Genomic DNA, 26,540 nt, shown 5'->3' on the forward strand with positions numbered 1-26,540 from the left:
GGACTGCGCCATGACACCCCTGCATAGCCTCAAGTCATCGTTCAACGGACGTCGCGTTCGGGCGCGGTTGAAACGCGCCGTGTCGCCTTTGGCGCTGGCGACCGGCCTGATCGCCGCCTTCACGCCCCACTATGCGACCGCCCAGGTCGCCTCGACCCAGTTGCCCACCGGCGGCAGCATCGCCGGTGGAACAGGGACGATCAATGCGCCAAGCGGCGCATCCCTGACGATCGACCAGACCTCGGCACGGATGGCGATCAATTGGTCCAATTTCGACATCGGATCCGCCGCGACCGTCACCTTCAATCAATCCAGCTCGTCCTCGGTCGTTCTCAACCGGGTCTTGGACGGCAATCCCACCCAAATCTTCGGTCGGCTGAACTCAAACGGCCAAGTGTTCCTGGTGAACAGATATGGCATGATCTTTGGCAGCACAGCGCAGATCAACGTCGGCGGGCTGGTGGCGAGTACGCTGAACCAGACGCCTTCCGACTTCATGAGCGGCGTGGACGTCATGGACGCCGGCGCCGGCACCGTCGCGCTGATGTCCAACAGCGGAACGATCACTGCGGCCGCTGGGGGGGTGACGCTTCTGGGCGGAAAGGTCGTCAACAGCGGGACGATCACAGCGACCGTCGGTTCGATCAATTTGGCCGCCGCTGACAAGGTGACGTTGACCTTCGAAAGCAGCGGTTTTGGCGTCGTGGTCGACAAGGCGCTGCCATTTCAACTTGACACCCTTGCTATCGACAACTCGGGCAGTCTGATCGCGCCCGGCGGTGTGATCAGACTGCAGGCCAGCGCCGTTCAGGGCGCGTTCAACCAGTTGATCAACAACAGCGGAACGATCAGCGCCGCTTCCATCAGCAGCGGACCGGACGGCTCGGTATCGCTGGTGGCGAACGGGGCCAGTCAGATCGGGATCGGGGGGAATGGCTCGATCGATGTGGGCGAGGGATCTATTTCCATCAGCACGAATGCGGCTGTCCAGCAGGGGGGCGTCTATACCGCCGGCGCCTTGGAGGGCAGCATCGGCGGCTATGCCAATTTTACGGGCGCCAATCGTATTTCGGAGCTGGGCTCCCTGAGCGTAGGCGGCGGGCTAAACCTCACCAATACGACCGACCTGACGCAAAGCGGCGCACTGTCAGTCGGCGGAGCCAGCAGTTTTTCCATGGCGGGTCAAAGGCTTATGCTTGAAAACGCCGGCAACACATTTGGCGGCGCCGTGGGGGCGACGGCCAGCGGCGTCAAAATCGTCGCTTCGGGCGATCTATCGATGGGCGCATTGACCCTTGGCGCCGACAGCGAGCTGTCGCTGATCGCCGCTGGCGCTTTGACCTTGCCTTCAACCGCGATCAACACCGGAAGCGCCGATCTCAGATTGAGCAGCGGCGGAACATTGACCACGCTCGCCGCGCTTTCCGGGGCGAATCTGGCCTTGTCGGGCGCGACCGGGATCGCGATCGGCCATGATATCAACGCCTCCGGCACGCTTGGGCTGTCCAGCACCAACAGCGCGATCACTCAGACGGCTGGAAGGATCGCGGCGGTGGGCGTCAGCACGGTTCAAGCCGGCTCCGGCGCGATCACCCTGAACCAGGCGAACAACGATTTTGACCAGGCGGTCAATCTGACAGGCGGGACCACCCAGATCGCCGCAAGCGGGGCGTTGACCCTTGGAACCCTGGCGACAGGCGGTCTGACGGCGACCAGCGCCGGCGCCTTGAACCTGGGCGGCGGTACGGTGGCGGGCGCGCTGACGGCCCACAGCAACGGCGGGGCGATCACCCAATCGACGACCACCGCCCTGACCGTGACAGGCGCGAGCGCTCTGGATGCGGGCGCAGGGGCCATCACCCTGACGACCACTGGCAATCATTTTGGCCAGGCGGTTTCGTTGACGGGCGGAACGACGCAAATCGCCGACAGTGGAGCCCTGACGCTGGGAACGCTGGCGACCGGCGCGTTGACGCTGAACAGCAGCGGCGCCCTGAACCTGGGGCGCGGCACGGTGACCGGGGCGCTTGTCGCGACCAGCAACGGCGGGGCCATCAGCCAGTCCACGACGAATGGTCTGAGCGTCACCGGGACGACCGGGCTCAACGCCGGATCGGGCGCCATCACCCTGACCACGGCGGACAATGATTTCGGCCAGGCCGTCACGCTGACCGGCGGGACCACATCGATCGCCGATGGCGGAAACCTCATTCTGGGCGCGGCCGACGTCGGCGCCTTGACTGCGTCAGGCGCAACAGGCTTGCGCCTGACGGGCGTCCTCAACGCAAGCGATGTCCGACTGGCCGCAGGCGACGCCTTCATCAACGACGTGGGCGCCGGCGCGATCAACCTCTCCAGCGGACGCTGGCTGATCTACCTCGACTCGCCAAACGATCCTCACCAGTTCAACGGTCTCGACAGCCATGCGTCCGCCCTCTGGAATACGGCCGCTCTGGGAACGGTGGCGGGCACGGGCAATCGCTATGTCTTCGCCTACATACCCCTGCTTCATGTGACGTCGCTGAACGCGTCGAAGATCTACGGTCAGGCACCTGATCTCTCGAACAACTATACGATCACCGGCCTTATGAGCGGCGCCGCCGGGGCCTATGAGGCCGATACGCTCGCCTCCGTTTTGACCGGCGCGCCCACGATCAGTTCGCTGGGCGCAAGTGCGAACGCCTCGGTCGCCGACGGCCCTTATGCGATCACCGTTGGCCAAGGCACGTTGGACACGTCTCAATCGGGCTACGGCCTGAGCCTGGACAGCACAGGCGTTCTGGTTGTGGACAAGGCCGGTCTTACCGTCACGGCCAACAGCGGAACCAAGGCCTATGGTCAGGCCTCGACCCTTGGCTACAGCGTCAGCGGCCTGGTGGGCGGCGACAGCGTGACGTCGGTGGATCTGGCGAGTGCGGGGGCGGCTTCGACGGCGACCTTGGGCGACTATACGATCACGGCGTCAAATGCGGCCGGCACGGGCCTGTCCAACTACAATATCACCTACGTCGGCGGTGTGCTGACGGTCGGCAAGGCCGGTCTGACAATCACCGCGAACAGTGCTGCCAAGACTTATGGCCAGGGCTCGGCCCTGGCCGGTTACAGCGTCAGCGGCCTGGTAAACGGCGACAGGGTCACCTCGGTCGATTTGTCCAGCACGGGATCGGCGGCGACCGCGACCGTCGGCGACTATACGATCACAGCGTCCAACGCCGGCGGCGCGGGCCTGTCGAACTATGACATCACCTATGTCGGCGGCGTGCTGACGGTGGGGAAGGCCGGGCTGACGATCAGGGCGAACAATGCGGCCAAGACCTATGGCCAGGGCTCGACCTTGGCGGGCTATGGCGTCAGCGGCCTGGTGAACGACGACATCGTCACATCGGTCGATCTGGCCAGTGCGGGATCGGCGACGACGGCCAGTGTCGGCGACTATACGATCACGGCGTCCAACGCCGGCGGCGCGGGCCTGTCGAACTATGACATCACCTATGTCGGCGGCGTGCTGACGGTGGGCAAGGCCGGGCTGACGATCACGGCGAACAACGCGGCCAAGACCTATGGCCAGGGCTCGACCTTGGCAGGCTATGGCGTCAGCGGCCTGGTGAACGGCGACGCCGTCACTTCGGTCGATCTGGCCAGCGCGGGATCGGCGACGACGGCCAGTGTCGGCGACTATACGATCACGGCGTCCAACGCCGGCGGCGCGGGCCTGTCAAACTACGACATCACCTATGTCGGCGGGGTGCTGACGGTCGGCAAGGCCGGGCTGACGATCACGGCCGGCGACCAGACGAAGCGTGTCGGAGAGACGGCGCTTCTGAACGATTATTCCGTCGCTGGACTGGTGAATGGCGACACCGTGTCGTCCGTGTCGCTGACCAGCGAAGGCGCCGCGGCCTCCGCCGCTCCGGGCGACTATGTTATCGATGTCGATGGGGCCGGGGGGACGGGCTTGTCCAACTACGACATCCTCTATGTGGATGGAGTGTTGAAGGTCGAGGCCGCCGTCTTGGCTTCGGACGCGCGGCGGATCGCCTCGGCCGTAAGCGCCGTAACCTTGCAAGCGCCGCCTGCTGCTGCGCCCACAGAGAGCGAAGACGCGTCGGACGACGACTCTCCCCCACTGGCGCTGCCTGATCAGTGAGCGCCAGTCGGCGCTGATAGGCTCAATTTCTCGGGCCGGAATGCGCCTCGCCGCACATCGGCGCGACGGACGCCGTAAGCGCTTTTTCATCGCTCTTCGGACAGCTTTTACGGGCGCAGCGCGAGCAGCGCCCAACACTGATCCGGCTGCCGCTCGGTCCGATGGGGCGTGGTCCGATCACCGCACTCACATCGATGCTGACTGAAGCCCTGAACGGACAACTAATGTCCTTAGCGGTTCCCCTGCCGGTCGTGAGGCAGGCGGAGCCGCACCGAAAGCCCCGGATCCAGCGAGACCAGTTGGAGGACGCCGCCGATCCGCGCCGCGCGCCGACGCATGTTCTGCAGTCCCTTGCCCGGGCTGCGATTATCCGTCGGCAATCCGGTTCCGTTATCAGACACGGAGACCACCAGCCCCCCCTCGTCGCGATCCAGCCGGATATCGACCCGCGACGCCTGGGCGTGCTTGACCGCGTTGGTGATCGCCTCCTGAAGAATGCGGTAGATGTTGATCTTACCCTCCGGACCGAAGCCTTCGACAGGCGCGCCCTGCGCGGCGGTCCAGGTCAGCTCAATACCCGCCAGCCGCAGGCGCGGCGCCGTGCGCTCGTGGAAGATGGCGATGGCCACCTCCAGCGAATCGTCCACGCCGTCCATGGAATCGATGATCAGCCGCAGATCGTCGATGGCGACCTGCACGCCCTCGCGCAGGGTTTCGACGTCGGGCGTATCGCCTCTTAACTGGGCCAGCAGCGAGACCAGGTGGCCGCCCACGCCGTCGTGCATGTCGCGCACCAGGCGCTGGCGCTCCTCGTTGATGGCGAGCATCCGCTCCTGCTCTCTGAGGCGCAGATAGGTGGAGCGGATTTCGGCCTCCTTGAGCTGCACCTGTTCCGCCAGGCTGTCGCGCGCCATGGCGGCACTGCGATACAGGTCGATGCCTCTGGTGATGATCTCCCAGGCGATGGCCCCGATGAGAACAAAGGGGAAGTAGAGGCCTGCCGTCGTCCACCTAGGCAGATCCAAAAGGGCGACGACCAGATCATAGAGGGTTGCGGTCAGGGCGACCGACAGAAAGGCGAAGGTCCGCGCCGCCACGGCCGGCCGCGACCGGGCCAGCGAAATCATCCGCCACAGGAAATAGAGGCTGCACAACACGACCCCCGCGGTGTCGGTGATCGCCGGAACCCAGACCACCTTGGCCGCCCAGCCGCACCAGAGCGCAATGACGCCGGCGGCGCACAGGCCGTAGATGACGACCAGATGCCGCAACGGCGCCTGGGTCCAGCGATTGAGGAAGAAGGCGGCGTTCGCCATCGCAATCGCCGAAATCGAAAAACCCGCGACGTCCCTCAGGGCCAGGTCGATGTCGGTGTCGAACCAGATGAAGAACCAGCCGCGGACGGCCAGCGAAATCATGAAGACCGCGAGACTGACGAACACGCCGCTGTAGCCGCTGAGCGGCAACAGGAAGACGGCTGTCAGGGCCAGGGTCAGGGACGCCACGACTGTAACGAAGGGCAGAACCAGTCTGGTCAGCTTTTCCTGCTGCTCAAGCCGCCGCAGGGCGTCTTCGGGCCCGACATAGATCCGACCGAACTTCGGAAGACAGCCATTGGCCGTGGCCACGATTTCGAGCCGGTTCTTGCCCGGCTGGATCAGTTCGGGCGTCAGGCCCAGGGTTTGAGGCTCGTTTCCTTCCCGGGTGGGCTGAGAGAAGAAACGTCCTCGCGGCGTGGCCACCATTCGGCCGTTCAGCCAGACGCCGTAGTTGTCCTTGATCCTGCTGATGTAGACGCCGTAGATGACGTCCGGGTCGGGAAGGCTGACATCGACGCTCAGCTGATAGGCTGGGAAACGCGCGCCGCGGGTGCAGGCGGAAATGTCGCCCTGGCTCGTGTTGAAGGGCAGTCGCTTCAGGGTCTTGAGAGACCGCTCGATCGGCTCCGGTTCAAGGCCGGGCGTCGGCGCCACATAGGCCTTGGAGATCTGATAGGCGGCGAGTTGGGCCGGCGGCAGCGGGGGGCGGCTGGCCGCGAAGACGACGGCCCAGAAGACAGCCTGGATGATCCCCGCCAGGATCAGACCGCCGACGACGGGCCGGCGTTCGAGATCCAGGGTGAACAGGGGCATGGTCAAAGCTGGATGAGGCCCGTCTGGACCGCCTCGAACACCGCTTCGGATCGGGAGTTCACCGCCAGCTTGCGATAGATGGCCTTCACGTGGGCGCCTACCGTATGGTGGGAGATGGACAGGGTCGAGGCGACCTCGCGATAGCTGAGCCCGCGCGCCAGAAGATTGAGCAGTTCGACCTCGCGCGGGGTGACGGCGGCGGCGCTCTCGCACGGTTCGGGCTGGATCGGTTGCGGCGCGCGGCGCATGCGCCGCAGCAGATAGGCCGCGACCGAGGCCGATATGGGAGAACCGCCGTTCAGGGTCTCCAGAATATCGGCGCAGAGGGTCTCGTCGGCGCTGTCCTTTAACAGATAGCCGTCCGCGCCGGCGCCGACCGCCTCGACCACGCTGGTCTCGTCGCCGAAGACGGTCAGAACCAGCAGGCGCGGCGGGACCGGCAGGGCGGCCGCCGTACGAATGACCTCCAGGCCGGAACCGTCGGGCAGCCCCAGATCGACGATGATCAGGTCGGCGCCCATGGCGGCGAGCGCCAGTCCGGCCGAGACGCCGCCGGCCTCGCCGATCAGCTGCAGCTTGGGATGGGCTTCGATCAGGCGCGCCAGGTGGCGACGGACGAAGGGATCGTCCTCGACGACGGCGATGCGGTGGGGCACGGCCCTCTCCTGATGAACGACCGCAAAGCATAGCGGGAAGGGGCCGAACCGCATCCCATGATCATGGGAGGCGGCCCGCGCGCCCATGGTATTTCAAGCGTCTCCCCCAACGGTCAAGCTTTCTGTCGAACCGCCCCCCCGACCGGCTCCGGTCTGGACGGCGGGCCCATTTGGAAGGACCACGAACTTGAAACTCCGTCTTCTGGCCGCCGCCTTGCTGGCCGCCGCCGCACCGAGCGTCTCGCTTGCCCAGGACGCCAGCCTCACCGCCAACTTCGGCGAGGTTTCGCTCAGCACCGGCTTCACGCCCGACCCCTACCTCGTCAGCGTCCAGGCGGGCGGATCGGTGGACGGTGCGCGTCTGCCGGGCGCCTGCACCGGCAAGATCAGCCAAGCCCCGGACTTTGAGGTGACCTATCAGGCGGGATCCCTGCCGCTGGTGTTCCGCACGGTCTCGTCGGAAGACACGACCCTGATCATCAACGGCCCGGACGGACGCTGGCACTGCGACGACGACTCGTACGGCGACGGCGACGCCATGGTGCGCTTCAACCGGCCGCAGAGCGGAACCTATGATGTCTGGGTGGGGACCTTCAGCGGCGGCACGACCAGCGCCACCCTGCAGATCACCGAAGCCCCCTAATGGGTGAGGCGCGGCCTGGATCGATCCGGGCCGCGCCGAACGGTTCAGTCCTATGGTTTTTCGCCCCATTCTCATTGGCTTCGGCCTGTTTTTCGCCGCCGGTCAGGTCTCGGCCCAGGCCTTTCAGCACAGGCCCGACGTCCAGATCGTTGAGCTGGAATCCGGCTTCCTGCCGGATCCCGAGGTCGTGCAGCTCCGCGCCGGCGGCGCCCGGTCGGCCGCGTCCCTGTCGCCGGGATGCGTCGGCATGGTGGCCCGTCGCGCCAATATCGAGCTTCGCTACGAAGCCGGCGCCTCGCCCCTTGTCCTGACCAGCGACAGCCCCGCCGACACCAGCCTGGTCGTCCAGGGGCCGGACGGGCGTTGGCGTTGCGACGATGACGGCCTCGACGGCCGGAACGCGCGCGTCGTCTTTTCCCGTCCGCGCTCGGGCACCTACCGCATCTGGCTGGGCGCCTTCGGCCAGCCCCGGCCGATCGGCGAGGTGCTGATTTCGGAAATCCTGAGCGGCGGCCATGACGACGCCGAGGCGGACGACGCCGCCTGGGAAGATCCCGATCCCGCCGCGCCGGCCGCCTATGGCTCGCGTCGGCTCCGCGCGGGCTTCACGCCTGATCCCTTCCGCCGCGCCGTGACGGCTGGAGGCACCGTCGACGCCTCTCGTGTCGAAAACGGCTGTTCCGGCTTCACCGCAATCGCGCCCAGTTTCGAACTGACCTACGACGCCGGCGGCATGCCGCTGGCGATCCGCGCGAACGCTGACCGCGACGTCACCCTGATGGTCAATACGCCGGACGGCGAGTGGCTGTGCGACGACGACGGCGGCGACGGCACGAACGCAGAGATCCGCCTGAACGCGCCGCGCAGCGGCGTCTACGACATCTGGGTCGGCGTCTTCGGCGGCGGCACGGCGCCGGCGGTCCTGCAAATCACTGAAACCCCATGAGGCCGGACATGAGCCAAGATCCTATCGTCGTGACGACCCAAACCTCCTGGCTGCAACGGCTGGGCGGCGCCCTGGCGGGCATGGCGGTCGGCGTCATCCTCGTGCTCGGAGGCGTGACGGTTCTGTTCGGCAACGAAGGCCGCGCGGTGCGCGCGTCCCAGACGCTGAACGAGGGCGGACGACTGGCGACCTCTGCCTCGCCCGACCGGATCGATCCGGCCCAGGAGGGTCGGCCCGTTCACGTCGTCGGCATGGCCCAGGCCTCCGGGCCGTTGAGCGACGACCGCACAGGCCTCAGAATTTCCGGGCTCAGGCTGGTCCGGAAGGTTGAGTTCTATCAGTGGGTTGAAACGGTTCGCACCGAGACGCGTACGCGGTTGGGCGGCGGCGAGGAGACGGTCGCCACTTATGACTACCGGCAGGAATGGTCGTCGCTTCCGGTGGATTCCGACGGGTTCAAGCAGCCGCAGGGACACGTCAATCCCGAACCGATCCTGAAGGATCAGGACTTTTCGACGCCGCAGATCAGGCTGGGGCAGCGGCGGCTTGGGCCTGAGGCGGCCGGGGGGCTGCCGGCGACGGAACCCGTCGCCCTTCTGGCCGGCGACGCTCAGGAGGCGGAGCGGCGCCTGGGGCGCAAGGCCGTCGTCAGCGGCGACGCCCTCTATGTGGGCGCCGACCCGGCCATGCCCGCCGTCGGCGACACGCGCATCCGTTATATGGCGGCTCCCTTGGGCGCGATCAGCGTCATCGCCGGCCAGCAGGGCGCCAATCTGGTTCCCTATGCGACACGCCACGGACGCCTGTACGAGGTGCGGGCCGGACGGATGGACGCCAAGACGATGCTGCAGGACGCCAAGGCCGCCAATCAGCTCATGACCTGGCTTGTGCGGCTCGGCGGCGCGGTCGCGATCATCATGGGCCTCTCCATGATCCTCAATCCGGCCAAGGTGGCGGCCGACGTCTTCCCGCCGGCGGGCGCGATCGTCGGGTTCGGCGTCGTCGCCCTCGCCTTCATCTTCGGCGCAACCCTGTCGGCCCTGACGATCGCGACGGCCTGGCTGGTCGTTCGCCCCCTGCTCTCCGCCGGCATCCTGGCCCTCGGCGCGCTCGTCGCCTTAGGGATATGGAGGCTCAAAGCCGCACGGGGGAACGTCCGCGTCGACGCCGAGAGCTGAAGTTCGCCCTTGCCTGCGACGCCCAATTGGCGTCGCAGGCTGCACGACTGCGGAGTCCGCTGCTGACCAGCCTGGCCGTCACCAAGCGGCCAGCTTTCTGGCTTGCTTTAGGGAAAGGGCGGGCCGCCGCGCCTACCAGCGGGGGCTAATCTCTTCTGATCGTGCAGGCATGCGGGCGGCAGTCTGTCTATCAGGCGACGAAACGGATCGTTTCGTCGAGTCTTGGTCAGGACGCGCCGGTTCGCAGTATCATCCCAAGTCAGGTCTCCCCGTTCGCGTATTCCTCAACGCGACAGGAAAAACTCGACCGGGGTCGTCAGCTCGATCGTGGCGCCGGCGATTTCGGGCGGAGGCACGGGCAGGGGCTGGGCCCGTTGCAACATGGCCAGGGCTTCGCGGTCGAGCAAAGGGCGGCCGGAGCTGGCTTCTATCCTCGAGGACAGGACGCGGCCGGCGCGATCCATGGTAAAACGCAAATGGACCACGCCCTCCTGGCGCAGGCGTTGTGCGCTGGGCGGATAGCGTTTCTTGCTGTCCAGATGAGCCTGGAGCCGGGCTTTCCAGTCTTGAGGGGCGGTCGAGGCGTTCGGCGACGGCGGCGCGGGGCGTGAGAGGGGCGCTGTGGTGGCGGGCGCCGGCGTCTGGCGCTCGGCCGCGCGGGGAAGGGGGGGCGCGACCGGGATGTTTACGGCTTCGGGCGCCTCGGCCTGGATGCGCAACGGGAGGGGCGGGCGCGGGATGGGACGGCTGGCTGCGGCCTGAATCTGCTTGGGGCCATCGACCTGTTCCGATGGGGGGCGGGGCGGGGCGGCGTTGCTGCGAACCAGCGCCACGACGATCACGGGCTGTTCCTCCAGCGGTATGGGCGCCGGGACGACGAAATGGATCAAGAGCGCCAGGGGCGCGGCGTGAAGGGCCAGGGCTACGGCCAGAGCCAGGGCTCGACGCCCACGCGCCTTGGGACGTCGGGAGGCAAGCCCCCCGACGTCGTTCAGGATCGTGGTGTGCGGCGCGGCTGTCATGCCGCGTCGGCGGCTCCATGCCGAAACCCGGCGTCCACCAGGCCGCGCACGCGGGTGAAGGCGGCCGAGGCGCCGGCCATGACGCGGGCCTCTTCCGCGTCCGTCATGTCAGGGCCGTCGAGCACGGCGGTGAAGCTGCGCCAGTGGTTGGCGCGCCCCTCGGGCGAGGCGGCCAGATGGCGGGCGCCGAATGTGGCCGAAAGGCCCAGCGCCGCCGCCGCCTTGATCAGGAAGGCGGCGCCCAGGTTCGACCCTTCGGCGACATAGAGCCAGCCCAGCGCGGTCGGCAGATCCACCGTTTCGCCCGCAACGAAGCGCGGGTCGGTCGTTTCATCGGCCGGGGCAGCCTTCAGGTCGGCGAGATCGGCCAGGATCTGTTCGTAGCGGCGGCGTTCGGACAGATCCGGGAACAGGGCCGCCAGTTCCGGCGCCGCATACAGGGCGGCGATGTCGCGGTGGAACATCTGTTGGATACGCAGGAACACGGCATAGGTGTCGCGGCTGCTGAACGGTTTGGCGGCCATGATGGCGTTGTCCAGACCTTCGTGGACGCCATGGCTGGCGGCCTTCAGTCGTTTCGAGCGGCTTGTTTCGACTTGGATCATGACGGCCTCAGTACCGGTAGGTCAGGGCGAGGCGGACGGTGCGGCCGGGCGCGGGCATGACGCCCAGAGCCAGGGGGTCGAGGTAGTATTCGTCCATTACATTGTCGATGTTGAGGTCCAGCGCCGTCTGGTCCGTCACCTTCAGGCTGGCGAAGGCGTCATAGACGGTCGCCTCAAGATACAGTTGCTGGATCGCCGACAGGCCCACGTTCCAGGCCTTGTCCAGCTTGCTGATCGGACCCGAGTTGTGGACCGCCCGACCGCCGAGGGTCAGGCGATCATCGAACAGGCGGGCGCCCAGGGTCAGGTTCAGATTGAAGCGCGGCGGGTTCTGGGTGTTGGTGTAGGCCCCGACGAAGCCGCCGTCGACGCAGTCGGGCGTGGCCATCAGTTCGGCGTTGTTGCGGCTGGCGCCATAGGCGCGGCGTTCGGCGGCGATGTCGGGGGCGCAGGTCTTGGCCTCGAAATAGTAGTGGGCCGACAGGTCGCCGAAGACGACGCCGTTGTCATAGTTGGACTGAAGCTCGACGCCCGACACCTTGAATTCGTCGATGTTGCGGATCAGGCCCGCCGACAGGGTGCGATAGTCGCGGGTGATCAGGTCGTCGATCACGGTGTTGAAATAGGCCAGCTTGAACGCCGCGCGATCGCCGCCCGCGAGCAGGTCGCGGCGGATGGTGCTGGCGCCGACTTCCCAGGTGCGGGCGCGTTCGGGCTTCATGCCCTCGGTCGGACGCGCGGCGCTGAACAGGCCCAGAGTGGTCTCGAACAGGCTGGGCAGTTTCACGCCCTCGGCGTATTTCACATAGACGAGGGTGTCCTCGTCGAAGTGATAGGTGGCGCTGCCTGTCGGCATGAAGGCGTCGTCGGTGCGGCGGATGGGATCGGACCAGGTCCAGGTGGCCGGGACCTCGAGGTCTTCGGGTGCGTCGGCGTCGTAGAAGCTCCAGCCGACGATGTCGGCCACTGTGCCGTGTTCATAGGGCGAGGCCAACAGCGAGGCCTCGGTGAACTGGCCGTTGGCGTCGGGATACCAGTTCAGCAGGGCGATGCGGGTCGCCAGGTACGAAGGGCGGCTCGGGTCGCCGTTCAGCAGCTCAGTATAGCGATACTGGCCGATCACCTCATAGGTCTCGGGGGTGGCCAGACGATTGCGGTCCTTGACCTCGACATGGTTGAAGCGCCCTCCGACCATCAGCTCCCAATGGGCGTCGGGCTTCCACTTCACCGAGGCGACGGCGCTGTACTCCTGGCGTTCGGCGTTGCGAAGGAAGCGGTTGTTGACCAGGTCGTCGTGCATGATCGGCGAGTTCGGACCAGGAGCGATGTCCTCGTCGCTGAAGGACAGGCCGTAGTTCAGGGTGAACTTGCCCACGCCGGTGAACAGGAGCGAGGTATTGGTGATGTCGCCGCCGAACCGTTTCTGGGTCAGCTCGTTGCGATAGGCTTCCTTGTAACCGGGGTCGGTGTTGAAGGAGGGGCCGTCGTACCATTCAGTGCGACGGTCATAGTACCAGGGGGTGATGCCGGTCAGGCCATTGTACATCAGGCTGTCGGCGTGGGTGTGCCAAGCGTTGACTTTGAGATCGATCAGGTCGCCCTGGGGCTTGTAGCGGTAGCGCAGACTATAGGCGTCCATATCGACGGTCCCCAGGTCCCATTGCGGGACCTGGTCGCGATCTACGCGGATGATCTGGGAGGCCATGATCTCGCCCTGCTCGCCCTGATAGCGGCGATAGCCGGCCTCCAGCGTCTGCGCGTCGGTGATGCGCCAGGTTCCCTTCAGCAGCAGGGATTCCGATTGGGACGAGGTGTTGAAAACCTCAGCGTTCGTGGGGTTCAGCGTCGCCAGGACCCGCCGGCCTTGGGGGAAGTCGTTGTAGTTCCGGTGGCCCGAGAAATAGTTGCCTGTGTCGCGCCAGGCGTAGGCGGCGACCAGGTCGAACCGATCCCAGCGTCCCGCGCCGGCGATGTTGAAGAACTGGCCGCCCGGGCGGGTCAGGTCGCCCCGATCGGTCCGCGACTTGTCGCTATAGGCCGGCTGGCTGCGGGCGCTGGCGTCGGACACGCCGGTGCGGACGCGCAGGCCCAGATCGTGGCCTTCTGTCAGGACGTCGTCGACGTTCAGCGTTTCCATCACGACCACGCCGCCGATGCCGCCAGAGGCGTTGGCCTCGAGAGTGGGGCCCTTGTTGATGGTGATGCTGGAGATCAGATCGGGATCCAGATAGGTTCGCTGCGACTGACCGGCATAGCCGCGATAAGTGTCCATAGTCGACTGGCCGCCGTCGATGATGATCGGCACCCGGCTCTGGCCCTGAATGCCGCGGATATTGACGTCCAGAGCATTGGCGACGCGCGGGTCGCCGGCGGTGACGCCCGCCACGCCCTTGATGATGTCGGCGGTCGAGGCGCCGCGAAACCGTTCGATGGTGTCCTGCGCGATATAGGCGCTGGATCCGCTCGTGCGGTAGGGCGCTTCCACTGGATCGCCCGCCTCGCCGGCGCCGTTGGCGCTGAGCCGGCCTGGGCCGCCTTCAGCCGCGCCCTGCACCCTGATCGGACCCAAGGCGAGGGATCCGTCAGAGACGGCGGGGGCGGCGGACAGGGTCGCCGTGCGGCCCGACAGGCGGTAGGTCACGCCGGCGCCGGACAGCAGACGCGACAGACCCTCTGATGTCCCGTAACGCCCCTGCAGCCCTCGAGTGGAAAGGCCGCGCGTCAGGCCCGCGTCGTAGGCCATTTCAATATTGGCCTGGCGGGCGAAGGCGGCCAGGGCTGGCGACAGGGGGCCGGCCGGAATGTCGAACTGCGTCGCGGCAGATTTCGCCTGGGCGGCGGGTGCGAGGAAGAGGGTTGGAACGACGGCGGCCGTCGCCATGAGGAAGAGACGCAGGGCCCCCAGTTCGTGTCTAACCTTAGTCAATGTCGCCTCTCGTGGCGCGCTTCGCGCCGGTCCAAATGGTTCTCAAATTGTGCGAATGAGAATGGTTCTCTTTAGATAGACGCGCGGGGCGGCCGAAGCGGGACTATCCGGATTCAGAAAATCTCGGAGATGCGCTCAGCCGTGAATGATTACCGCGCCGCCCGGCAGGCGCGTGGCGCGAACACCCAGGGTCTGTTCCAATCGCGCGAGGGTGCGGGACGGCTGATCGATCCGGAAGGCGCCGCTGACGCGACGGTTTCGAACGGCGCGTCCAAACACTGTGATCGGCGTTGGCGAGTAGCGGGCGATCTCCTCGACCACCTCGGCCAGGGGGCGATCTTCGAACACCAGCCAGCCCTCGGTCCAGGCGTCGACATCCGGCGAGGACGGCCTGGGGGCGGACGGCGCCTGACGCGGCCCATAGGTCGAGGTCATGTTCTCGGACGTCGTCACCGATCCCGGGCGGGTCACGACCCGGACCGCGTGTTCGGTCACCGAGACCTGGGTCAGATCGCCGCGACGTCGAACGACGAAGCGCGTGCCCAGGGCTGTGGTGGAGCCGCCGCCGGCCTCGACCTTAAAGGGCCTTCGGGCGTCCGGCGCGACGGTGAACGCGGCCTCGCCGCGCAGCAGTCGGACCGTGCGACGGTCGGGCGTATAGGCCAGCGCGATGGCGCTGTCGGTGTTCATCTGCACGACCGAGCCGTCGCCCAGCCTTACCGTCCTTTGCTCGCCCGGCCGGGTGAGCACGTCGGCGTTCAGGCGGGTCGGAATGTCCAGCATCATGCAGGCCATAACCAGAGCCGCCGCCAGCCCGGCGGCGATCGATAGTCTCGACCGGCCGATGCGCGAGGGCGGCGTGTGTCGCGCACGTCGTTCCGACCTCACGGTCCAGGCTGGCAAGGCCGGGCGGGCCGCTTGGCCCATGTCCCGCCAGAGGGATTGCGCACGCGTAAAGGCGTGAGCGTTCGCGGGCGTTTCCAGCCAGATCTTCAGCCGCGCCTCTCCGGCGGCGTCCAGCAGGCCGCCTTCCTGGTCCGCCAACCAGCGTGCGGCCTCGCGGTCCAGGCGGGCGACGTCTCGGGGCGCTCTCGACATCATCCAGCCTCCCGTTCTGTCAGCCGCGTCTGGCAATGATGCAAGGCGTGGCGGACGTGTTTGGCTACGGCGTTCGGCGTTATGCCCAGCCGCTCGGCGACCTCGGCCGGCGACAGCCCCTCGACGCGCCGCAGCAGGAAGACTTCTCGGCAACGTGGCGGCAGCTCGTCGATGGCCTCCGCCAAGAGGTCTAGCCTTTGCCGATGCATGATCCGGGCCTCGGTCGTGGGGGCGGCGTCGATCATGCTGGGGTCCTCGATCTGGCTGTCGAAGAGGGCCGCGCCACGCTTGCGGCTGCGCATCTGGTCCGAGGTGAGGTTGAGCGCCAACCGATAGAGATAAGCCCGCTTATCCTTGATCGCTGCAGGATCGGCGATGCGCTGTACACGCAGCCACAGGGTCTGGGCGATGTCCTCGGCCAAGCTGGCGTCGCCCAGAATTCGCCGTGCCAGTCGCACCAGCGACGGACGTTCGATCATCAGCAATTGCGAAAAGCTCTGCCCGGGCTGTGAGTTTGACTGAGCCATAATGTCTTTCGCTACACGGGTTGCGAACTGCTCGCAACAAATGGCCTGGATTTATGTCGGTCGAGAGCGTGGCCATCGTCAGTGAGTCATGGCCTCAGCCCTTGGCGACAGTCTCTCGTTGAAGAGCGATATGGGGGTTTGAGTCTTGAAGCGTACAGACCAGGGGATGTGTCGGCGGAGAGCGCCCGACCTTCGTTGGATCCGGTAGTGCACGAGAATTTTAAGGCTTTCTCTAGGTACAGTTGCGTATTTGGGGCTTGAGGCCGGTTTAACCGTCCTCAGTAATGATGAGCGTCGGTTGTGAGGCGATCCGCCTCTCAGATAGGACCGACGCCATGATGTGCTGTCGAATGGAGAAGCCAGCGGTTCGCCCCGTCGTCGCTCCACGTCCCTACTCGAACTCTACGCTCTTTGCTGTCGCGCCCATGACGTCGTCCCGTCGGTCGCTTCAGCCTTTCGTCATCGATATTTGCTCGGGGAGATAGACATGCGTTTCACCATCAAGGCCAAGTTGATCGTGACCTTTGGTTTGCTGATCGTGGCGATCGCCGTGTTGGTCGGGGTGTCTCTCACCCACTTGTCGTCGTTGAATACGGGAATCCATCATGTGCTGGCCGGCCCGGTCGCTCAGTTGAGCCGCGCCCAAAGTATAGAGACCGAGTTCAGCGGCTATGTGCGACGCCAACGCGGCATGCTGTTGAGTGAAGATCCGAACGTCGTGCGTGAAATGTCGAACGAAAACAACCAGGCGCGCACCGAGCTGGATCAACTGCTGGCCCAGGGTCAGGCGGCCGCGTCTGAACAGGCCAAGGCCGAATGGGTCGCGCTTGCGCAGGCTTGGTCCGTATACAAGCCGATCGGTGAGGAAATTGACCGGCGCGCCGTCGCGGGCGACCGGGTCGGCGCTACAGGGTTGATGATGAATGAGGCGCGCGCCAGCCTCGGTGCGATCGAGGAAGCGGCGGAACGTATCGTCAAAACCGACAAGGCGCTGATGGCTGAGGCGGATGAGGAAGCGACGGCGGTGTTCGAGGAGGCCCGGAACAGCCTGATCATCGCCGCGGTCATTGCCTTGCTGGGTGCGATCGCCGGCTGCATCGGGATTCTCATGGTGGTCTGCAAGGGCCTGACCCGCGCCTGCGAAGCGGTTCGCATTGTCGCCGAGGGCGATCTGACCAAGAACGTCGCGGTGACCAGTCGAGACGAGATCGGCGACATGTTGACCGACCTGAACCGAATGATCGAACGCCTTCGCGGGGTCATTAGCGACGCCCTGTCGGCCGCCGACAATGTCTCGGCGGGCAGCCAGGAACTGTCGTCCTCCTCGGAACAGATGAGCCAGGGCGCGACCGAACAGGCCGCCGCCGCCGAACAGGCCTCGGCCTCGATGGAAGAGATGGCCGCCAACATCAAACAGAACGCCGACAACGCGGCCCAGACCGAGAAGATTTCGCGCCAGTCGTCCAAGGATGCGGAAATCAGCGGCGAGGCCGTGCACCGGGCCGTCGACGCCATGCGCACTATCGCCGACAAGATCGGCATTGTGCAGGAAATCGCCCGCCAGACCGATCTGCTGGCCCTGAACGCAGCGGTCGAGGCCGCCCGCGCCGGGGAACACGGCAAGGGCTTCGCCGTCGTCGCCTCGGAAGTGCGCAAGCTGGCCGAACGCAGCCAGACGGCCGCCGCCGAAATCGGCGCGGTGTCGGGGCACACGGTCAAGGCCGCTCAGGAAGCCGGCGAAATGCTGCAACGCCTGGTGCCGGACATCCGCAAGACCGCCGAGCTGGTGTCGGAGATCAGCGCCGCCTGCCGTGAGCAAGATGTCGGCGCGGCCCAGATCAATGACGCCATCCAGCAACTGGACAAGGTGATTCAGCAGAACGCCGGCGCGGCCGAGGAAATGTCGGCCACCTCCGAGGAACTGGCGGCCCAGGCCGAGGAGCTGCAGACCTCGATCGCCTTCTTCCGCACCGAGGCGCCAGGAGCGCCTGCTCGGGCTCCGGCTCGGGTGCGCGCGCGTCCTACGGCCTTCAAGGCTGCGCGGCCGGCGTCTCCCCAGATCGCGAGGCCGAATGTCCATGCTCAGCAGGCTAGGGCTCAGGGCTTTGCTCTCGACATGACCACCGGCGGCGCGGACGCCGAGGACATGGACTTCCGGGAGAGCGCCTGATGGCTGAAGCCGCCGAGGGTCAATATGTCAGCTTCGGCCTGGGCGACGAGGTCTTCGCCGCCCCGGTCGGTCTGGTGCGGGAAATCCTGACCTATCAGGCTCCCTCGCGCATGCCGAACGGCCCCGACTATCTGCTGGGCCTGACGGACGTGCGGGGTCGGGGCGTGCCGACGGCGGATCTGCGGATCCGCCTGGGCATGGCGCCGGTCGAGCCGACGCTGAACACCCGTATCCTGGTGTTGGACATTCCACTGGAGGATCGGGTGCTGAGCCTGGGCCTGGTCGCTGACCGGGTGTTCGAGGTCACCGCCTTCACCGCCGACCAGATCGAGCCGTCGCCCGACATCGGCGTCAAATGGCGCTCGGACTATATCTCGGGCGTCGTACGGCGTGACGACGGCTTCGTGGTGCTGATTGACCTCGTGCGCCTTCTGTCGACGACCGAGGTCGCCGCCCTGGAGTCCGTCTCGCGCGAGGACGCGCGCGCGGCCTGAACGGCCGGCTCCTGTCCTGGGCGTTGAAAGTGCGGGATTGCGGCTTGGGGACCCGCGTCTGAATCGCTCGCTGCGACGTAAATGAGGGGCGGAAGGCTTTCCCTTCTCCGCCTCGCATCGCTATTAGGCCCGCAATGACCGACGCTCCCCCTACCGCCCCCGCCGCCCGATTGACCCAGGCCGACGCAGAGGCCGCTGTCCGCACCCTGATCGAATGGGCGGGCGATAATCCTGACCGCGAGGGCTTGCTGGAGACGCCGGCGCGGGTTGCGCGCAGCTATCGCGAGCTCTTTTCCGGCTATGAGACCGATCCGCTTTCCTATCTCGAAAAGACTTTTGAGGAGACGGGCGGCTACGACCAGCTGGTGGTGCTGAAGGACATCCGCTTCGTCAGCTTCTGCGAGCATCATATGTTGCCGGTCGTGGGGCGGGCGCATGTGGCCTATCTGCCGACCGACCGCGTCGTCGGCATTTCCAAGCTGGCGCGGGTGGTGCGCGGCTTCGCCCGACGCCTGCAGATCCAGGAGAAGATGACGGCCGAGATCGCCGAGGCCATCCAGACCGTGTTGAAGCCCCAGGGCGTCGGGGTGGTGATCGAGGCCGAGCACAGCTGCATGACCCTGCGTGGGGTCAACGCCCCCGGCGCCAGTCTGACGACCAGTCATCTGATCGGCGTGGTCCGCGACGATCCACGCACACGCGAGGAGTTTCTGCGCCTCGTGCGCGGCTGAGCTTCTTCCGGCCCGGCTCTTGCGAGGTCGGGGTCTTAGGAGGCGTTTTCCGTGCCCTGGACCCTGATTTCGACCCGAAACGAAACAACTCCGATCGCGCGTGGCGGCTGGTTGGACGCCCTGCGTTTCATCGTGGCCTTCCTGATCATCCTGCACCACTATCAGGCGGCCGGGCCGGTTCCGCTGGCTGAAGCCGTGCATCCCGTGTTCCAACGGGGCGGGTTCCTGCTGACCAACTTCTTCCTGATCGATTCCGGCTATGTGCTGATGCGGGTCTATGGCGCGGCGGTGGGGCAGGGGCGGATGTCGGCGGGCGACTTCTTCCTGAAACGGTTCCTGCGCGTGGTTCCGGCCCATCTGATCCTGGGTTTGTCGTTGGTGGTCCTGGTTTTGCTGGGCTCGGCGGTCGGCGCCTTGCCGCGGAATCCGGAATGGTTCCGCTGGGATCAGCTGCCGGCCCAGCTGTTGCTGCTCCAGGCCTATGGGGTGCATGGCGGCCTGGGCTGGAACGCGCCCACCTGGTCGATCTCGGCCCTGATCGGCTGCTATCTGTGCTTCCCCTGGATCCTGCGCGGTCTGACGCGGCTGGGGGCCTGGGGCGCTCTCGGTCTGGGGGTTGGAGCCTATCTGGTCGCCAATCAGCTGTGCTGGAGCCTGCTGGGCCATCCGGTCTATCAGATGCCCATGGGCTATGGCTTTGTTCGCGCCTTGCCGTTGTTCTTCCTGGGCATGACCCTGGCCTGGTTCGCCCAGAAGGTCTGGATCGCGCCTCGTTTCGCCGGCTGGGCCGGCGTCGCCGCCTTCTGTGGTCTGGCGATCGCTCAGGCCTTTGACAAGAACGCCCTGATCTCTCTGGCGATGATTTCGATCATCATTTTAGCTGCAGGGGCCGTGCCCGTGCGCCGTCCGTCGAAATGGGTCGAGACCGCCGCCATGGTCTCCTTTTCGATGTTCATTTCGAACGAGGTGGTTCGCATCGCCTGGTTCGGCGTTTCCAATGTCGCGGTGGCCCGGTTCGCTCTGTCAGAGCCGGTTCAGTGGGCCCTGTGGGGCGGCGGCGTACTGGCGGCGGTCGCCTTCGCCTTTGCCTTCCACTTCGTGATCGATGACAAGATGCAATCGCGGATTCGGACCTGGCTCAGGCGGCGCCAGGCGTCGATCACCGCATCGGCGCCCAAAGTGGGGCCTGTCATGCCGCTCCAAGGCTAGGCGGTGAGCGTCGGCTTCATTAAGCTAGGAATGGATGTTGCCCTTGGGTAACAGAACGATGTTCAGTTGGCTGTCACGGCAATTTATCTTGCGTCGCAACATTACTCGTCGCTTAACTATCTTGGGCGTGGCGAGGGAGGGGGAAACAATGTTCGATAGTTTGTCCGGCCCATCGTTGGCTGCGGCTCCGGCGATCTCGACACCTGCCAAGCCGGTCGAAAAGGTCTGGTCTCCCACTTTCCGCCGCGGTTCGGGCTCCGCCGCTTGCAAACGCGCCATGGACCTGATTTTGGCCGGCGGCGCCCTGCTTGTTCTTCTGCCTGCTCTCTTGATTATCGCTTTGGCGGTTGTCGTCGAAAGCCGAGGCCCGATTCTGTTCCGTCAGCGCCGCACAGGTCGCGACGGCAAGATTTTCACCATCCTCAAGTTCCGCAGCATGACGGTGACCGAGGACGGGGACAAGATCGCCCACGCGTCCAAGAACGACAAGCGCGTCACCCGCGTCGGCGCCTTCATCCGCGCCACCAGCCTGGACGAACTGCCGCAACTGCTGAACGTGGTGATGGGCGACATGTCCTTGGTCGGACCGCGCCCCCACGCCCTGGCGCACGACAATCACTACGGCGCCCTGCTGCCGCGCTATGCGGACCGCTTCGCCGTGCGTCCCGGCCTGACCGGCCTGGCCCAGATCCTGGGCCTGCGGGGCGAAATCCATCAGCTCAGCTGCATGGCGCGCCGGGTCGAGGCCGATGTGGAATACGCCGCAGGCTGGACCTTCCGCGACGACCTGCTGATCATCTGGCGCACGGTTCCGATGATCCTGAAGCGCGTCAACGCCTACTGACGCCGAAACGGGCGGATTTAAGCCGCCCGCATTTCCGAACGACCAATCCCTCAGTCCTCGTCGTCGTCCTCGGACGGCTCCGGGATTTCCGGCGTGATCACGGTGGGGGCGATGGTCTTGATCTCGCCCAGCTTGGCGCCGGGGAAGGCCAGCAGCACCGCCTTGATGAAGGGGTCGGCCTCAACCTTCTCGCGCTCGGCGGCGCGCTCCTTCTTCTGGCGTTCGATCAGGGTCTCGCCGCCCCCCTGGCCGTTGGCGGCGATCAGCCAGGTGCGGCCGGTCCATTCCCGCAGTCGGCCGGCCAGGCGCCGGGCCAGTTCAACCGGCGCGCCTTCAACGCTTTCATAGACGATGGCGCCGGGCTTGAACGAGACGGGTTTGACGAACCGTTCGACGTCCATCTGCAAGCCGACTTCGCGTTTCTCGCCGATCAGGGCGACCACCTGTTCGAAGCTCTGCGGATCGGGCAGGGCGGGGGCCATGACGGGGCGGGCGGCCAACTGAGCCGAGGCGCCGCCGCCTCCACCAGAGCCTCCGCCGCGCGGGGCCGAACCGCCGCCAAAGGGTTCGCCCGACTGAAGCCGCTTCAACGCCTCCTCCGGTCCCGGCAGGTCGGCGGCGTAGGCCAGGCGGACGATGGCCATTTCCACGGCGTCGGCCGGATTGGGGGCGCGTCTCACCTCGTCCAGGGCCTTCAGCAGCATCTGCCAGGTGCGCGACAGGGTGGCGGCGGGGATGGCGGCGCCCAGGGCGGCCAGCTTCTGCGCCTGGTCATTGGGCAGGCGGGTCGCGTTCGGGCCCAGCATCTTGGCGACCGAGGCGGCGTGGCAGTGTTCCAGCAGATCGTTGGTCACCTGCACCGGATCGGCGCCGAAGCCGTAAAGCGTGCGGAAATTTTCCAGCGCCTCGGGCGTGCGGCCGGCCATGACGCTCTCGAACAGGGCGATGGTCTGGCTGCGGTCCGCCAGGCCCAGCATGTCGCGCACCGTCTCGGTCTTGACCATCTGACCGCGCTCGGCCTGGACCAGGGCCTGATCCAGCAGGGACAGGCCGTCGCGCACCGAGCCTTCGGCGGCGCGAGAAATCAAGGCCAGGGCGTCCTGCTCGATCTTCATCCCCTCGCGTTCGGCGATCCGGCCCAGGTGATCGATCAGGATCTCGGGCTCGACCCGGCGCAGGTCGAATCTCTGGCAGCGGCTCAGGATCGTCACCGGCACCTTGCGGATCTCGGTGGTGGCGAAGATGAATTTGGCGTGGGGCGGGGGCTCCTCCAGCGTCTTCAGCAGGGCGTTGAACGCCTGCGTCGACAGCATGTGGACCTCGTCCAGCACATAGACCTTATAGCGCGCCTCGACCGGGGCGTAGCGGACGCTCTCCAGAATGTCGCGGATGTCGTTGACGCCGGTGTGGGAGGCGGCGTCCATCTCCATCACGTCCATATGCTGGCCGGCCATGATGGCGGCGTCGTGCCGGCCGTGGGCGGTCAGGGTCAGGGACGGACGGTCGATGGTCTCCGTCTCGTTGTTCAGGGCGCGGGCCAGCAGGCGGGCGGTGGTCGTCTTGCCGACCCCGCGAACCCCGGTCAGCATGAAGGCGTGAGCAATCCGGCCGGTCGAGAAGGCGTTGGTCAGTGTACGGACCATCGCCTCCTGGCCGATCAGATCCTCGAAGGTGCGCGGCCGGTATTTGCGCGCCAGCACCTGATAGGCGGACCCGTCATCGACATGGGCTTCGACTTCGGCAGGGGCGGGGGCAGGCTTGGCGGCGACAGGCGCCGCAACCGGCTCAGGCGCCGGCGTAGGTGCGCCGAACATGTCGTCGGTGTTCTCGTCGCGCGCGACGACGTCGTCCTCTTCCCAGGGCGGGCCGTCGAGATTCGGGTCGTTGTCCGTCATGGGCGAAGTCTTACAGCCAGCAGCCGCCGTGGCGAAGCCGTTTTACTCAGCGCATGTCCGTCGTTACGGCGTCTGCGCGCGCCCTTATCAAGGCCTCGTATTGCGCATCGATCATTATGCGATTCGGGTCGTGTCCCGTTCGAGCCAACGATACAAAAGTCTTCTGCGGGGCGGAAAGCTCATCGAAATAGGCGCGGGAGACCTGTGTCGGCGTGACCAAATCCTCCTCACCCTGCAGCATGTAGACAGGCATGGCGAAATCCATTCCTAGCGCGCGCAGGTCGATCCCTGGGCCCATGCCATTATTGGCGGGACCGACGAAGGCGAAGAAGGAGTAGTCCTCACCCGCCGTATAGTCGGCCTCGTAGGCGGGCGTGTCGTACCCCGGGCCAAAGGTGAACCAGCCAGCCGGCGGCGGTTCGCTGACCAGGGCTTCGTATCTGCGCGATATCCGCCGCAGAACTCCGAATGCACGCGGATTGGTCCACGGCGGCGCGCCCAAGGCCTCTAGCCTGGCCATGGCCTCGCTGTCGCTGGCGGCCGTCGCCAGGGCAAGGGTGCGCGTATAGCTGACCTTCAGATCGTCCTGATAGTTTACCAACTGGCCGGTTCCCACATAGGCGTGGAACAGGTCTGGGGCCGCCATCGCCATATGGGTCGCCAGGGCCGAGCCCCAGGATCCGCCCATCAGGATGACCTTGCGCTTGCCGAAGCGCTGAATCGCATAACGCGTCACCTCGACCCCGTCCGCCGTGAGCGCCTGCAGGGTCAGGGGTTCGTCCTCTGCGGGCCGGTTGGCGCCATAGGTCTTACCCGAGCCCCGCTGGTCCCATTGAACGATGGTGAAGTCGTTTTCCCAGTCGGCGAAGATATTGCGGGCGAAGGGCGTGTTGGGATTGCCCGGTCCGCCGTGCACGATCACCACGACCGGGTTGCGGCAGTCCGCGCCATCGACGACCACCCATTGCTCGATGCCGCCGATTGAGACGAAGCCAGCCTCATGAATCGCTTGTCCAGCTGTCTGGCAAGCAGGGCTCAGATCGGACGCGCCCGCCTGCTTGACGCCGCCAATGCACAGCATCAGGCCCGCCGCAATCAAACCCCAAATTCTCATGCCGCCCCTCGGTCAAATGTCGGCGTCTTATAAACCAGGCGTCTCGTCGAGGAACACTGCTCAGATGGTGCGGCGTCAGACGCCCCAGACAGCAAGCGATACGCGCAAACGCGCTCAAGCCGCGAGCCGTCGCGCGGCGAGCGATAGCGCAAAAAGCCGCGCTCAAGCCGCGAGCGACCGCGTCGCGAGTGTAGCGCCATAAAAATGTGATGAGGTAGAGACCGCGCGACCCGAAGGGGAATTCGTTGTGGCTGCTGCCTTCCGGCCCTGACCAGATTGGCGAAACCTTCGCCCGCGCGATCTCCGAGAGGGGATATGACGGGTGCGGCGAACGGAATCAAGGGTTACAAGGCCGGATGGCTCATCAGAATATCTTCGCCGGCAATCCGCTCGACCGCGCCGGCGACCTGCGCAACGATCCGGAATGGCTGGCCGCGCAGGAGGCCAACCCCGAAGCCCAGGCCCTGGTCCTGTGGGAGGGACGGCCCCTGGTCGAGGAAACGGCAGACGGACCGCGCCTGGCTTGGCTGTCGCTGAAACATGCGCGCGACATCGTGCCGGATCGCGACGTCTTCCTGGGTTTGTGGAAGGACGCGCCGGTCTTCGCCATCGAGTTCGAGGGCTCGATCGACCCGACCGAGGGGGCGCTCAAGGGGGTGGGCGTCTTTCACGAAATGCGCAGCGCCGCGGCCATTCTGCCGGCCCAGGACGCGGCCATGGCGGGCGGGGCCAAGAGCCTGTTCGACTGGCGGCGCAAACACGGCTTCTGCGCCAACTGCGGCACGCTGAGCGAGACGACCTCGGGCGGGTGGAAACGGCGTTGCCCGGCCTGCGGGACCGAACATTTCCCGCGCGTCGATCCGGTCACCATCATGCTGCCGGTCTACAAGGGCGGGGCCGAGCCGGTCTGTCTGCTGGGACGCCAGGCGGCCTGGCCAGCGGGGCGGATGTCGGCCCTGGCCGGCTTCCTGGAGCCCGGCGAGTCGATCGAGGAGGCCTGCGCCCGCGAGGTCAAGGAAGAGGCGGGCCTGACGGTGGTCGACGCCGTCTATCACTCCAGCCAGCCCTGGCCCTTCCCGTCGCAGCTGATGATCGGCCTGATCGCCGAGGTGTCGGATGATCAGGCCCGGCCCGATCAGACCGAGCTGGAATCGGTGGCCTGGCTGACGCGGGCCGAGGCGAGGGCGGTGTTGGCGGGCGAACACCCGACCATCCAGGCTCCGCCGTCTTTCGCCATCGCCCACAGCCTGATCAAGGCGTGGGCGGAGGAAGCCTAATCTCCCTCCCCTTCATGGGGAGGGGCGATCGCGTAGCGATCGGGGTGGGACCCGAAAGGGCGTGAGCGGATAGCCTGACGGCCCCACCCGGGCTCGGCTCCGCCTCGCCGTCCCTCCCCATGAAGGGGAGGGAGATTCGTTACGCCAGCGCCCGCGCCGCCTCCAGGTCGGCGGGATTGTCGACGGACAGGGGGGCTTCGTCGATGACGGCGGCCCAGATCTGCATCCCCATTTCCAGGGCGCGCAACTGTTCCAGCTTCTCGCGCTTCTCCAGCGGCGATTGGGGCGCGGCGCAGAAGCGGTTCAGGGCCGCGCGGCGATAGCCGTAGACGCCGATGTGACGCCAGATCGGCGCGTCGCCGTAAAGGGTCGAGCGCGTGAAATAGAGGGCGCGGGCCTGGCGCTCGTCTTCGGCCAGGGCCAGGACCGCCTTGACGACATCGGGATTGGTCCGGTCCGACAGATCGGCCTCGGCGGCGACCAGGGTGGCGATGTCGCAGCTCGGTTCGCCGTGCAGAATGGCGGCGCAGGCCGTGGCCAGGCCCGGATCGGCGAAGGGCATGTCGCCTTGGACATTGATCACGGCGTCGAAATCGCCTTGCGGGTCGATGGCGTCCACGGCGGCGCGGATCCGGTCCGAGCCCGACGGCAGGTCGGGATCGGTCAGAATGGCCCGGCCGCCGATGGCCTCTATGGCGGCGACGATCTCGGGATCGCCGGCGGCGACGGCGACCGGCAGGCCCGAGGCTTCGGCCTGCTGATAGGCCCGCACGATCATGGGTTTGCCGCCGATATCGGCCAGCGGCTTGTTCGGTAGACGGGTCGCCGCCATGCGAGCGGGTATCAATATCAACGGATTCATGAGTCTAGTCGGAGCCTGCCTGGATCAGCCGCCGCTCTTGGAACGTTTGCGCCGGTTGCGAACC

20 protein-coding genes and 1 other RNA gene are annotated in these 26,540 nt (G+C 66.2%); 10 read left to right on the forward strand and 11 right to left on the reverse strand.

Annotated features, from left to right (window positions below):
• Positions 1-10 precede the first annotated feature (10 nt).
• The gene (locus tag ACW17X_RS12555; RefSeq protein ID WP_492097846.1) at positions 11-4,147 is read left to right on the forward strand and encodes a beta strand repeat-containing protein; all 4,137 of its coding nucleotides are present in this window, start codon (positions 11-13) and stop codon (positions 4,145-4,147) included.
• 230 nt (positions 4,148-4,377) lie between these two features.
• On the opposite strand, the gene ACW17X_RS12560 is transcribed toward ACW17X_RS12555, so the two are convergent.
• On the reverse strand, positions 4,378-6,279 hold the full coding sequence (locus ACW17X_RS12560; RefSeq protein ID WP_492097848.1) for a sensor histidine kinase: 1,902 nt from the start codon (positions 6,277-6,279) through the stop codon (positions 4,378-4,380).
• Positions 6,280-6,281: 2 nt separating this feature from the next.
• Positions 6,282-6,935, reverse strand: coding sequence for a response regulator (locus tag ACW17X_RS12565; protein WP_492097850.1), 654 nt, complete (start codon positions 6,933-6,935; stop codon positions 6,282-6,284).
• 187 nt (positions 6,936-7,122) lie between these two features.
• Between ACW17X_RS12565 and ACW17X_RS12570 the strand changes: the two genes are divergently transcribed.
• From ACW17X_RS12570 to ACW17X_RS12580, 3 genes are read left to right on the forward strand one after another with little or no spacing between them, the layout of a single operon-like run.
• Positions 7,123-7,578: a peptidase S1 gene (locus tag ACW17X_RS12570; RefSeq protein ID WP_492097852.1), complete on the forward strand. Its 456-nt coding sequence runs from the start codon at positions 7,123-7,125 to the stop codon at positions 7,576-7,578.
• A gap of 52 nt (positions 7,579-7,630) precedes the next feature.
• The gene (locus tag ACW17X_RS12575) at positions 7,631-8,524 is read left to right on the forward strand and encodes a peptidase (RefSeq protein ID WP_492097854.1); all 894 of its coding nucleotides are present in this window, start codon (positions 7,631-7,633) and stop codon (positions 8,522-8,524) included.
• 8 nt (positions 8,525-8,532) lie between these two features.
• On the forward strand, positions 8,533-9,702 hold the full coding sequence (locus ACW17X_RS12580) for a TMEM43 family protein (protein WP_492097856.1): 1,170 nt from the start codon (positions 8,533-8,535) through the stop codon (positions 9,700-9,702).
• 284 nt (positions 9,703-9,986) lie between these two features.
• Here ACW17X_RS12580 and ACW17X_RS12585 read toward each other — a convergent pair whose 3' ends face one another.
• The 5 genes from ACW17X_RS12585 to ACW17X_RS12605 all read right to left on the reverse strand — a co-directional run bounded on the left by ACW17X_RS12585 (position 9,987) and on the right by ACW17X_RS12605 (position 15,880).
• Positions 9,987-10,724 carry an energy transducer TonB family protein gene (locus ACW17X_RS12585; RefSeq protein ID WP_492097858.1) on the reverse strand — a complete coding sequence of 246 codons (738 nt, stop codon included), beginning with the start codon at positions 10,722-10,724 and terminating at the stop codon, positions 9,987-9,989.
• Positions 10,721-11,329: a biliverdin-producing heme oxygenase gene (locus ACW17X_RS12590; protein ID WP_492097860.1), complete on the reverse strand. Its 609-nt coding sequence runs from the start codon at positions 11,327-11,329 to the stop codon at positions 10,721-10,723. Before ACW17X_RS12590 ends, ACW17X_RS12585 begins: the two co-directional genes overlap by 4 nt.
• 7 nt (positions 11,330-11,336) lie before the next feature.
• Entirely contained in the window at positions 11,337-14,255 is a 2,919-nt protein-coding gene (locus ACW17X_RS12595) for a TonB-dependent receptor (protein ID WP_492097862.1), read from the reverse strand.
• Between the two features lie 135 nt (positions 14,256-14,390).
• A complete protein-coding gene (locus ACW17X_RS12600; RefSeq protein WP_492097864.1) occupies positions 14,391-15,353 on the reverse strand; it encodes a FecR family protein in 963 nt (320 codons plus the stop codon).
• Entirely contained in the window at positions 15,353-15,880 is a 528-nt protein-coding gene (locus tag ACW17X_RS12605) for an RNA polymerase sigma factor (protein WP_492097866.1), read from the reverse strand. The genes ACW17X_RS12600 and ACW17X_RS12605 overlap by 1 nt, the downstream gene beginning before the upstream one ends.
• A gap of 487 nt (positions 15,881-16,367) precedes the next feature.
• On the opposite strand from ACW17X_RS12605, the gene ACW17X_RS12610 reads away from it, so the two are divergent.
• The 5 genes from ACW17X_RS12610 (at position 16,368) to ACW17X_RS12630 (ending at position 21,328) form a co-directional block, all read left to right on the forward strand.
• Positions 16,368-18,050 carry a methyl-accepting chemotaxis protein gene (locus tag ACW17X_RS12610; RefSeq protein ID WP_492097868.1) on the forward strand — a complete coding sequence of 561 codons (1,683 nt, stop codon included), beginning with the start codon at positions 16,368-16,370 and terminating at the stop codon, positions 18,048-18,050.
• Complete coding sequence (locus ACW17X_RS12615) at positions 18,050-18,544, forward strand: chemotaxis protein CheW (RefSeq protein ID WP_492097870.1); 495 nt, start codon at positions 18,050-18,052, stop codon at positions 18,542-18,544. Before ACW17X_RS12610 ends, ACW17X_RS12615 begins: the two co-directional genes overlap by 1 nt.
• A gap of 134 nt (positions 18,545-18,678) precedes the next feature.
• A complete protein-coding gene (gene folE / locus ACW17X_RS12620) occupies positions 18,679-19,275 on the forward strand; it encodes a GTP cyclohydrolase I FolE (RefSeq protein ID WP_492088276.1) in 597 nt (198 codons plus the stop codon).
• A 51-nt stretch (positions 19,276-19,326) separates the two neighbouring features.
• Positions 19,327-20,484, forward strand: a complete 1,158-nt coding sequence (locus ACW17X_RS12625; protein WP_492097872.1) for an acyltransferase family protein — start codon at positions 19,327-19,329, stop codon at positions 20,482-20,484.
• Between the two features lie 148 nt (positions 20,485-20,632).
• A complete protein-coding gene (locus ACW17X_RS12630; protein WP_492097873.1) occupies positions 20,633-21,328 on the forward strand; it encodes a sugar transferase in 696 nt (231 codons plus the stop codon).
• Positions 21,329-21,378: 50 nt separating this feature from the next.
• On the opposite strand, the gene ACW17X_RS12635 is transcribed toward ACW17X_RS12630, so the two are convergent.
• From ACW17X_RS12635 to ffs, 3 genes are all read right to left on the reverse strand, one after another.
• On the reverse strand, positions 21,379-23,223 hold the full coding sequence (locus ACW17X_RS12635) for a DNA polymerase III subunit gamma/tau (protein WP_492097875.1): 1,845 nt from the start codon (positions 23,221-23,223) through the stop codon (positions 21,379-21,381).
• Positions 23,224-23,269: 46 nt separating this feature from the next.
• Positions 23,270-24,337: an alpha/beta fold hydrolase gene (locus ACW17X_RS12640; protein WP_492097877.1), complete on the reverse strand. Its 1,068-nt coding sequence runs from the start codon at positions 24,335-24,337 to the stop codon at positions 23,270-23,272.
• A gap of 211 nt (positions 24,338-24,548) precedes the next feature.
• An RNA gene (ffs, locus tag ACW17X_RS12645) (signal recognition particle sRNA small type) lies at positions 24,549-24,644 on the reverse strand.
• A gap of 49 nt (positions 24,645-24,693) precedes the next feature.
• Between ffs and nudC the strand changes: the two genes are divergently transcribed.
• Entirely contained in the window at positions 24,694-25,614 is a 921-nt protein-coding gene (nudC, locus tag ACW17X_RS12650) for an NAD(+) diphosphatase (RefSeq protein WP_492097879.1), read from the forward strand.
• A 139-nt stretch (positions 25,615-25,753) separates the two neighbouring features.
• On the opposite strand, the gene ACW17X_RS12655 is transcribed toward nudC, so the two are convergent.
• Complete coding sequence (locus ACW17X_RS12655; RefSeq protein ID WP_492097881.1) at positions 25,754-26,476, reverse strand: 3-deoxy-manno-octulosonate cytidylyltransferase; 723 nt, start codon at positions 26,474-26,476, stop codon at positions 25,754-25,756.
• Positions 26,477-26,540: the final 64 nt, after the last annotated feature.

This window comes from Brevundimonas sp. FV1ye4L (assembly GCF_058681255.1).

Coding starts and splice junctions, on each gene's coding strand:
- ACW17X_RS12555 (WP_492097846.1), top strand. CDS start 11: ATGACACCCCTGCATAGCCTCAAGTCATCGTTCAACGGACGTCGCGTT.
- ACW17X_RS12560 (WP_492097848.1), bottom strand. CDS start 6,279: ATGCCCCTGTTCACCCTGGATCTCGAACGCCGGCCCGTCGTCGGCGGT.
- ACW17X_RS12575 (WP_492097854.1), top strand. CDS start 7,631: ATGGTTTTTCGCCCCATTCTCATTGGCTTCGGCCTGTTTTTCGCCGCC.
- ACW17X_RS12580 (WP_492097856.1), top strand. CDS start 8,533: ATGAGCCAAGATCCTATCGTCGTGACGACCCAAACCTCCTGGCTGCAA.
- ACW17X_RS12585 (WP_492097858.1), bottom strand. CDS start 10,724: ATGACAGCCGCGCCGCACACCACGATCCTGAACGACGTCGGGGGGCTT.
- ACW17X_RS12590 (WP_492097860.1), bottom strand. CDS start 11,329: ATGATCCAAGTCGAAACAAGCCGCTCGAAACGACTGAAGGCCGCCAGC.
- ACW17X_RS12600 (WP_492097864.1), bottom strand. CDS start 15,353: ATGTCGAGAGCGCCCCGAGACGTCGCCCGCCTGGACCGCGAGGCCGCA.
- ACW17X_RS12605 (WP_492097866.1), bottom strand. CDS start 15,880: ATGGCTCAGTCAAACTCACAGCCCGGGCAGAGCTTTTCGCAATTGCTG.
- ACW17X_RS12610 (WP_492097868.1), top strand. CDS start 16,368: ATGCGTTTCACCATCAAGGCCAAGTTGATCGTGACCTTTGGTTTGCTG.
- ACW17X_RS12615 (WP_492097870.1), top strand. CDS start 18,050: ATGGCTGAAGCCGCCGAGGGTCAATATGTCAGCTTCGGCCTGGGCGAC.
- folE (WP_492088276.1), top strand. CDS start 18,679: ATGACCGACGCTCCCCCTACCGCCCCCGCCGCCCGATTGACCCAGGCC.
- ACW17X_RS12630 (WP_492097873.1), top strand. CDS start 20,633: ATGTTCGATAGTTTGTCCGGCCCATCGTTGGCTGCGGCTCCGGCGATC.
- ACW17X_RS12635 (WP_492097875.1), bottom strand. CDS start 23,223: ATGACGGACAACGACCCGAATCTCGACGGCCCGCCCTGGGAAGAGGAC.
- ACW17X_RS12640 (WP_492097877.1), bottom strand. CDS start 24,337: ATGAGAATTTGGGGTTTGATTGCGGCGGGCCTGATGCTGTGCATTGGC.
- nudC (WP_492097879.1), top strand. CDS start 24,694: ATGGCTCATCAGAATATCTTCGCCGGCAATCCGCTCGACCGCGCCGGC.
- ACW17X_RS12655 (WP_492097881.1), bottom strand. CDS start 26,476: ATGAATCCGTTGATATTGATACCCGCTCGCATGGCGGCGACCCGTCTA.